Below are 8,839 nucleotides of genomic sequence, written 5' to 3' on the forward strand. Positions count from 1 at the left end.
GTGGGGTGTGGGGTGTGGGGTGTAGGGTTTTACCGATTTTCAGGTGGTCAACTACCCAATTTTCAGGGAAAAAGTACCTGAATTTTCCCCCTGATCACTCCCATATCCGGTACTTTTTGATTGACAAAAGGTCTAAAAGTCTTACCCAACAAGGTTTTTAGATTTATTCAGCAAACCCTATATAGACATTTTGTCAAGCATTTTTCAGAAAAATTAACAAATAACTTCCCGTTTTAGATAGGGTTGCAGCACTTCCGGCACTTTTACCGTCCCGTCCGGCTGTTGATAATTTTCTAGGATAGCAGCCATAGTACGACCGATCGCTAATCCCGAACCGTTGAGGGTGTGGACAAAATTAGTGCCTTTTTGCCCTTTTTCTTTAAAGCGAATATTTGCCCGTCGTGCTTGGAAGTCTCTAAAATTAGAACAACTGGAAATTTCCCGATAGGTATTAGCCGAAGGTAGCCACACTTCTAAGTCATAACATTTGGCTGCCGAAAAACCCAAGTCACCGCTACACAATTCAATCACCCGATAGGGCAACTGTAAAGCTTGCAGGATTGCCTCCGCATTAGCGACTAAACTTTCATGTTCCCCAGCAGAAGCGTCAGGATGGACGATTTTGACCATTTCCACCTTATTAAATTGATGCAAACGGATCAAGCCCCTCGTATCTTTGCCATAGCTGCCCGCTTCTCGACGAAAACAAGGGGTATAGGCACAGTGTTTGATCGGTAATTGCTCCGATGAGAGGATTTCATCGCGATAGAGGTTAGTTACTGGTACTTCTGCCGTTGGTGCTAACCAAAGCTCATCATCTCGACATTTAAAGCTTTCTTCCGCGAATTTTGGCAGTTGTCCCGTCCCGCGCAGGGAGTCACTATTAATCAGAATTGGCGGTAAAACTTCTGTATAACCGGCGACAATATGGCGATCAAGCATAAAATTAATTAAAGCTCTTTCTAGGGCTGCCCCGAGCGCGATAAGATTAACAAAACGACTCTGGGCGATCTTTACTGCCCGTTCAAAGTCTAAAATGCCCAATTTTTCCCCAATTTCCCAGTGAGGCAAAATATTCGGGTTGGTGGGTTTATATTCCTCTCCCCAGCGTCTGACTTCGACATTTTCCCGTTCATCCTTACCGATGGGAGTGGTTTCACTGGGTAAATTGGGTAAATCTAAGATTTTTTGGTCAATAGCCGCTTTAATTGCTTTTTCCTGCGGTTCTAATTGAGCTAGTTTACTTTTAATCTCGTTTCCTTCTGTTTTCAGCACCAAAATTTCGGGACTGTTGGCATCGCTGCCACTTTTAACTTTTTGTCCCACCAGTTTACCGATTTCGTTCCCCCGGCCCTGTAAACTGCTGCGTTCTAACTCTAAAGCCTTCTGTTGTTGATTTAACTGGAGAATAGGGGCAATATCATAACTACCTCCCCGACTATCTAAGCGTTTCTGTACTTCCTCTGGATTTTCTCTAATTTGCTTTAGGTCTAACATGGTAAGTGGGTGGGTGGAATTAAATATAAGATGAACGGAGAACGTAGGTTGGGTTGAAGCATGAAACCCGACGCCCGCTCATGTTACGCTACCGCTAACCCATCCTACAAATAATTGTGCCTCCCTACTTACAAGTCAGTAAAAAATAAAAATTAAGTGGGGGAGTCGGGGAATTGGCAGCCTGAGGGGAAATGTTCTCAACCCCTAACCAATGGTCAATAATAACTCAAAACTTAACTAAAATATCGGTTAAAAGCCGCCGGTAAAATTAGCGGCAGCGGAAACTGGGGTATATTTAATTTTGGTGTCTGGAGTTAAGTCTCATGCTCAAATATCTGCCTGTTAAATTCCTGCGTTTTTTAGCGATTAGCTGTCTTGTCACGTTAATTTCTCTAGGATTTGACCGTTTACACCCCGTTAAAGCTAATCCCACCCTCATAGCTCAAAATGCTTGGGCCGGGGCCTCCTTCCCTGTGGAAAACTTTCAAACCTATACCTCTGGTTTCGGTTATCGTTCCTCTCCCATGGATGGCAGTCAACAATTTCATGCCGGGTTAGATCTGGCCGCACCCTTGGGCAGTTATATTCGCAATTGGTGGACTGGCAGAATCGTCGAATTATCCGATCATACAGGCTGTGGCACCATGATTAAGATGCAATCCGGTCAATGGACACATATTTATTGTCATCTCATGGGTTCGGTTCAATCCGATAGCCGCGGTACTTTTTTGATTGACATGGAAGGGGGAATCGTCCTTACTCTCGGTCAGGATATACCGGCAGGGGCCCGCATGGCTAGAGTGGGAATGACCGGACGCACCACCGGACCACACCTGCACTGGGGACTGATGTACGGCAATCAATACGTTGACCCCGCTTTGGTTTTAAATGCTATGTACGGTTCTAATCCTTCGGGTAATAGTTAAGAGAATCTGCGATCGCATTCTGTTGAGAAAAAACATCGCTGCCCAGATTTAGTGAATAACGAGGGACACTGCTAGAATTAAGCTGATCGATTCAGGTATATCCAGATAAAATGCGAATATTAACCCTTGTACCGGGAGGAATTAGCGATCAACTGCTGTTTTTTCCCACTCTAGAAACTCTCCGGCAAACTTACCCCCAAGGTACTATCGATGTTTTGGTCGAACCGAGAGCAAAGGCTGCCTATCGTCTCTGTCCCCAGGTTAAGGAAGTGCTTTTATTTGACTATCGAGATCAGTACGGATTAGCGGATTATTTAAATATTTTGGGAGTAATTCGGGACCGGGAGTACGAAATCGCCATTAGTCTCACCAATCGTCCTGCTATCAATCTTTTACTCTGGTTAAATGGTGTCCCTAACCGTATAGGCTATGAAAATAATGGCAGCTGGTTCTTATCGCAACAAGTACCCCGGCCAACGGAAGGCTATCTAGCGGATAATTATCAGGCACTGGTCAAAGGGTTAAAGATTGCTCCACCCTGTCCACCTTTAAAACTAACCTTGAATCGCGATGATATCGATTGGGCCGAAATGGAGCAGCAACGCCTCAATATCAAGGATAGCGGCTATATTCTCCTCTACGCTGGCGGTAGCGATCTGAGCATCAGCCAAGGACTGGAAACGCTTTATCCCCTAGAGAGTTGGCTAGAAATTATCCAAGGTATTCGCCATCAACAACCAGATTTGCCAATTGTAGCGATCGAGGGAGAGCTGGATGAAGCTTGGGTTTTAGCGCTCAAAGCCATGGATAATAACTTAAAAGTGTCCAGAACGGCCGATATCGGTAAAATGGCGGCTATGATCGCCGGTGCTAATTTATTATTAGCTACCGAAAGTGTCCCTTTACAGTTAGCCGTGGCCGTGGGAACCTATACCCTCTCTCTGCTGGTTCCTTCGTTGTCTAAGAGAGTTTTACCGAGCGGGGGAGAGCGTCATCGATATATTGAAGCTAATACGGGAAAAGTCGCCGATATTACTCCCGAAACTGTCTTGAAAAAGATTTGGGGCAGGTAAAGAATCGGGTTTCGATCGCTTTTCTCTTGGCTCGAAACCCGAAAAAAATCAGCATCAAGGCTCAATTTTGCGATTGAGATAACTGACTTTTCAACGATTCTAGGGAGGCCCAACGACCATCGATGGCAGTATTTTCCGGAAGAAAAAAATCCGGTGGTTGACAATTGGCTCCGCAGAGTTGACGGGGGGGTAAAGTTAGACACAACTGCTCGTATAACCACATTTGCGGGTCAAAATCCCCGTTAGGATCGAGAGTTTCCGAGAGGTCTTCGTAGGCTATTTCTCGCTCTAGAGGATAGGAGTGATCGTAGTCTTTATTTTTGTCTAGCCAGATTAATTCGGAAGTGTTTAATTGCAGACGATGATTATATTGTTGTAAACAGCGATCGCAGGTTAAGGTGACGATGGTTTCTGCTTTCACCGATACTTCCAAAAAATTGCCCCCATGTCTAACCAGCAAGGTCCCCCGCACTGGTGTCAAGGTTTCTAGACCGGGGATAAAATTATCGATGATGATGACTCTTTGTCGATCAGGAGATTTGAGGAGGTGGGGGATAAAAATAGTTTCCATAGATAACTCCTGTATCATTTATCGGTTATCGGGTGTCAACTGCGTTAGCGAGTAACGCCACCATAATTGCTCGGTGACAATCTTTACTTATATCAGCTTATCGCAGACTGACCTCTAGAGACATAGACCAGTCCTAGACTGTGGGGTGTGGGGTGTGGGGTGTATTTTCAGTGAACAGTGAACAGTAAACAGTAATCAGTGAACTGAAAACTCACATCTGATAACTGATAACTGATAACTGATAACTGCATTTGACAGGCTGTCTGTTGATCGAGCGAGAAAGTTTCCTCAGAATTGGGAGTATATGCACAAAGATACTCCTATGTCAACGGTTTTGAAAAATTTTCTTCCTCGCCTCGGTGGATTGGTTATTGTTGCACTGCTCTGCTCGCTTGTGCTGGGGGGATGGCCTCGGCAGGGAAAAGCGGCTCAATCAGTACATTTGTCCTACTGGTTGCGATCGGGAATTGAACAACTAGAGGCGGGTAATTATCAGCAAGCTTTGCAGGATTTCAATCAGTCGATCGAACGGGAAAATAACTTGGCCCTAGCCTACAGTAATCGCTGTTTAACTGAGATTTATTTGCAGGATTATCTCCACGCTTGGCAGGACTGCACCCGCTCTTTACAACAGCAATCCGATAATTATCTAGCCCATTTCCATCGGGGTTTAGCTTTTTATCGTTTGGGAGATTATCCACAGGCGCTGACCGATTATAACCAGACTATCCGGTTAAAACCCACCTATTATCAAGCCTACTATAATCGGGGTTTAGTTCAGGCAGCCATGAAAAATTATCCCCTTGCCCTAGCCGATTTTAATCAATCCTTGCGTCAAATTACTAACTGGCAACCCGACACTTTAGCCACTATTTATAATGATCGAGGTTTATCTCATTTAGCCCTCCACAATTTTACCTCAGCCAAAGCGGATTTTAATCAAGCTCTCCGGTTAAATAAAAATAACGCTTCAGCCTACTATAATCTAGCTTGTACCGCTCACCAATTAGGTGAATACGACCGCTCGATCGCTCATTTAAATCAGGCGATTGCCATCGATCCTTTTTATGCCGATGCTTATATTAGAAGGGGATTACTGCGGCATCAATTGGGTTATTATCAATCAGCTTTAGCGGATTTAAATCAAGGAGCCAATCACCTCTATCAACAGGGATTGCACCACAATTATCAGCAAATCCTCGCCCTCATCGAGCAGATTCACCAACAGTTACTTTCCTTACCATCTCCCATTGTTTAAAAGAGCGATCAATATTATAAAGGAAAGCGCTTCATGGCTGTGACGGCGAGACGGGCATTATCTTTAAGGACTTGGGAAACTCGGGGAATTTGGGGAATTTGCCAGAGAACATCGACGGTGCGCCGTAATAATCGCACTAGATCTCCCTCATCGAGGCTAGTATTTTCGCACAATTCCGGCCAAGATGTCCCCTGGGCCCAACGGGAGGCAATCCCCATCAGTTGGGTTTCTAACCAGACGGGAATAGTGATATCGTAGCGAGATTGAGCTTGATAGAGTAAACGGCGAACTTCTCGCAGACCGGGGGAATTTCCCTCTCCTTGTCGCAAAATATCGATAACTTCTGGCACAGGCGGGTAATTGCACCAAGTATCGGGGCGAGGGGGTTCCGTAATCATGGCGCTGATGGCGGCGGCTAGTTGGCTAGGAGTCAATCTGTCCAAATCTCCGGACATCATCGCTAATCCTAACCAGAGTTCATTTTCCCCGCGAATAGTGGCCGCCGCTTCTCCGAGGGGAGTGGGCAAATAAACCTCTAATGCTTGGAATTCTCGCAAAATCTCGATTAGATTCAGAAATTCTTCCCAGTAGTAGGATTTACGGGATTGTTGTTTTTGGTATTTAATCTGGGCTTTGTGTAACTTATCGCGAGCAATCTCTCGATCGTAGTATAATTTCATCAATCGCCCCGGATTTTTGCGTTTTTGCAGGGGATGAGCGGCAATTTGACTATTGACAATTTCAATTCTTTGTGCCTGTGTTTCCAGTTCCACCACCGGTGGGATGCCCTGCACTTGTTGGGGGATGAAATCGGCGATCGCCTGAGTATTTTCCTCACCCTTGCGCCACCCCCCTAGGGAAACTGCTGCTAGGGAAGGGGGTATCAGTTCGCCTAATTCCGCGGGAGAGAGAAAACCTCGATCGATCTCGCTAATATCGGCATAGGCGGCTAAATACCAGCGATTATCACTGCCTAAACAAACAAGAGTTCGCACTTGACCAGCGCCGTGCAGGGTATTGACAAAGATAGCGGGGACGGGGACGGGGACCTTAATATGTTTGCCCTTGAGATGGAGGATAGTTCCGACGGGAATATTCGGCAATTTTAGATGTATTTCCTGTCTTTTCTGGGCTTCTGACTGACTAGCGATGATTTTATACAGTCTTTCTTCTTCCCGCAGTCTTTCCCGTAGCTTTTCGTAACTGAAGACCTGCTCCCGCTCGATACCGGCTAACTCCATATCCAACTTAGCTAATTCGGTGGTTAAGGCGGTAATCTGTTGTCGTTCGGGGCTTAACTTCAAACGAGCGAGATATTCGGCGAAACTGCGCTCTAAGAGGTCTTTGGCCTCCTCTAGACTGTGTTTTTGCAGGAGATTTAAGACCATGCCGTAACTGGGCGCAAAACAGCTTTGCAGGGGTTCCGGTTGGGCGGTGGCCAGAAAAGCCGCTTCTTTTGCCCCTTCAAAGGGCGTTTGTACTGTCACCACATGGCCCACCGCGTCCATTCCCCGGCGACCCGCCCGGCCGGCAATCTGGACAAATTCCGAGGGAGTCAGCATACTATGGCCATCATCGGTGCGTTTGGAGAGGGCCGAGATAACGGTGGTGCGGGCGGGCATATTAATCCCGGCCGAGAGGGTAGCGGTGGCAAAAACCACCTTAATTAAACCGGCTTCAAAGAGTTGTTCGACTAATTCTTTCCAGAGGGGTAAAATCCCAGCATGGTGAACACCACAGCCCCGGGTGAGGGGTTCCACTTGGTCGGCGCGCACCAATTGGGAAGCACTGGCCAGGAATTCAAATAGTTGATTTTTCGTCTCGGGGTCGGCGGTTAAGAGGCTGAGGAGTTGCTCGTCAGACTGGGGGTTATTAGCGAAAAAAGCCAGTAATTTCTGGTGTAGGGGCGGATTTTCGACGGCAAAGAAGGAAATGGTCAGTTCTTGCAGATTGGGATTATCTTCCAGGAAGAAAATGAGTAAACGGTAGTAAATGGCTCTAGCTTCTTCTGGATTAACGAGATTGAGGTTTTTTAGCTCTCGAATCGCCTGATCGCAACCTTTGCGGCTGAAAATGACGTAAATAGCCGGGAGCATATCCTTGTCCCGCAGAGTGGTGACAATGGAGGCGATGGTGGGACAATCTTCTCGTTTTAAGCGTCGGGGTTTGCCGTGGCCGACTTTTGAGCGTAGTTTCGGGTTAACTTTGCTCTGTTTTGGGTCGAGCAGCGGGAATAATCCCTCTTTATTGGCGAAATAAAAGCGCAGGGGGACGGGGCGAAAATCGGAGTTAATTAGCTCGCAGCTGGAGGTCTGCTGATTGTCGCCGGGTTGGGGCAGTTGCCGCACCCAGTTAATCCAGTCGGTGAGTTCTCCGGGGTTGCCGATGGTGGCGGAGAGGGCTACTAATTGGATACTAGGGGGACAGTAGATAATTGATTCTTCCCAAACGGTGCCGCGACCTCGATCACTGATATAGTGACATTCATCGAGAACCAGGGTTTCCACGTTTTCTAGGGAAGTGCCTACCTGACCGATCGGGGTCTTATACAGCATATTGCGAAAAATTTCTGTAGTCATGACTACAATTAATGCTGAAGGATTGATCACCACATCGCCGGTAATCAATCCCACTTCGGCAAAGAGCAGCGGGGAATCCTCATCGCCATCGGTGGGGGTGCGACCGAATTTTTCTTGAAAATCCCGGAATTTTTGGTTAGAAAGAGCTTTCAGGGGAGTGGTGTAGAAAACCCGTTTGCCCCTTTCTAGGGCGCGATAGATAGCGTATTCTCCGATTAAAGTTTTGCCGGAACCCGTGGGAGCGCAGACAACCACTGATTTACCGGCAGCAAGAGCGGCGATCGCCGAGTGCTGGAAGTCGTCGAGTTTAAAGGGAAAAATGGTTTTGAGATTCAAAGAAGTAGGGTTAAGGGACTCTTTCACGTCAAGTCTAAGAGGAGAAATTTTTTTAATTGTGGCTATTCTGGCTGGCTTTTTTGATTCTAGTCGAAAAAGGCGTACTTCTAGAAACTAGGGACAAGCTTAACCTTTGGGGGTGATGCCCAATCCCATCATACTTCATTTTTATCAGAAATGCTGTAAGCTAAGAGGTATTTAAACCGCTTATTCTTAGATTAGCCGAATCTCTCCCAATCCCTTTACTGTTGACTCTTGCCTCTTGCCTCGTCTCAACAAGCAATTTAAATTACGAACAGCTTATCACTAATAATTGTATCTCTATTTTCTCCTTAACTTGATTACTTATACTGACTGATGATGATTAAATTTTCTACTGAAGACTGTCTAGTTTTAGTTGTTGATGATGTGGGCAAAAATCTCCAATTAGCTGTGGAGATTCTTGATTCTGCTGGTTATGCCACCAGTTTTGCTAGTAGTGTTAAACAGGCAATAGAACGAGTAAAAACTGCTAATCCTGACCTAATTCTTCTTGACTTAATGATGCCAGATATGGGGGGAATAGAACTTTGTCGAAGACTAAAAACTGACACTTTATA

Annotated in this window: 7 protein-coding genes; 4 read left to right on the forward strand and 3 right to left on the reverse strand. The window is 46.0% G+C overall.

The features are described from left to right. Positions 1-213 precede the first annotated feature (213 nt). On the reverse strand, positions 214-1,497 hold the full coding sequence (serS, locus tag PX636_RS21335) for a serine--tRNA ligase (protein WP_125732047.1): 1,284 nt from the start codon (positions 1,495-1,497) through the stop codon (positions 214-216). Positions 1,498-1,820: 323 nt separating this feature from the next. On the opposite strand from serS, the gene PX636_RS21340 reads away from it, so the two are divergent. Together PX636_RS21340 and PX636_RS21345 are read left to right on the forward strand one after the other, a co-directional pair. Beyond that, the gene (locus PX636_RS21340) at positions 1,821-2,423 is read left to right on the forward strand and encodes a M23 family metallopeptidase (RefSeq protein WP_288118759.1); all 603 of its coding nucleotides are present in this window, start codon (positions 1,821-1,823) and stop codon (positions 2,421-2,423) included. A 110-nt stretch (positions 2,424-2,533) separates the two neighbouring features. Next, positions 2,534-3,496, forward strand: a complete 963-nt coding sequence (locus PX636_RS21345) for a glycosyltransferase family 9 protein (RefSeq protein WP_002795529.1) — start codon at positions 2,534-2,536, stop codon at positions 3,494-3,496. Positions 3,497-3,557: 61 nt separating this feature from the next. On the opposite strand, the gene PX636_RS21350 is transcribed toward PX636_RS21345, so the two are convergent. Continuing rightward, on the reverse strand, positions 3,558-4,067 hold the full coding sequence (locus tag PX636_RS21350; RefSeq protein WP_002795530.1) for a YceD family protein: 510 nt from the start codon (positions 4,065-4,067) through the stop codon (positions 3,558-3,560). 304 nt (positions 4,068-4,371) lie between these two features. Here PX636_RS21350 and PX636_RS21355 point away from each other — a divergent pair, with 304 nt between their 5' ends. Beyond that, entirely contained in the window at positions 4,372-5,325 is a 954-nt protein-coding gene (locus PX636_RS21355) for a tetratricopeptide repeat protein (protein ID WP_288118763.1), read from the forward strand. A gap of 14 nt (positions 5,326-5,339) precedes the next feature. On the opposite strand, the gene PX636_RS21360 is transcribed toward PX636_RS21355, so the two are convergent. Then, positions 5,340-8,267 carry a DEAD/DEAH box helicase gene (locus PX636_RS21360; protein ID WP_288118764.1) on the reverse strand — a complete coding sequence of 976 codons (2,928 nt, stop codon included), beginning with the start codon at positions 8,265-8,267 and terminating at the stop codon, positions 5,340-5,342. Between the two features lie 333 nt (positions 8,268-8,600). On the opposite strand from PX636_RS21360, the gene PX636_RS21365 reads away from it, so the two are divergent. Continuing rightward, positions 8,601-8,839 (forward strand): response regulator (locus tag PX636_RS21365; protein WP_288118765.1); only part of this gene is annotated, 239 nt, incomplete at its 3' end.

It is taken from the genome of Microcystis sp. M53598_WE2, assembly GCF_030067735.1.
GTDB lineage: Bacteria > Cyanobacteriota > Cyanobacteriia > Cyanobacteriales > Microcystaceae > Microcystis > Microcystis aeruginosa.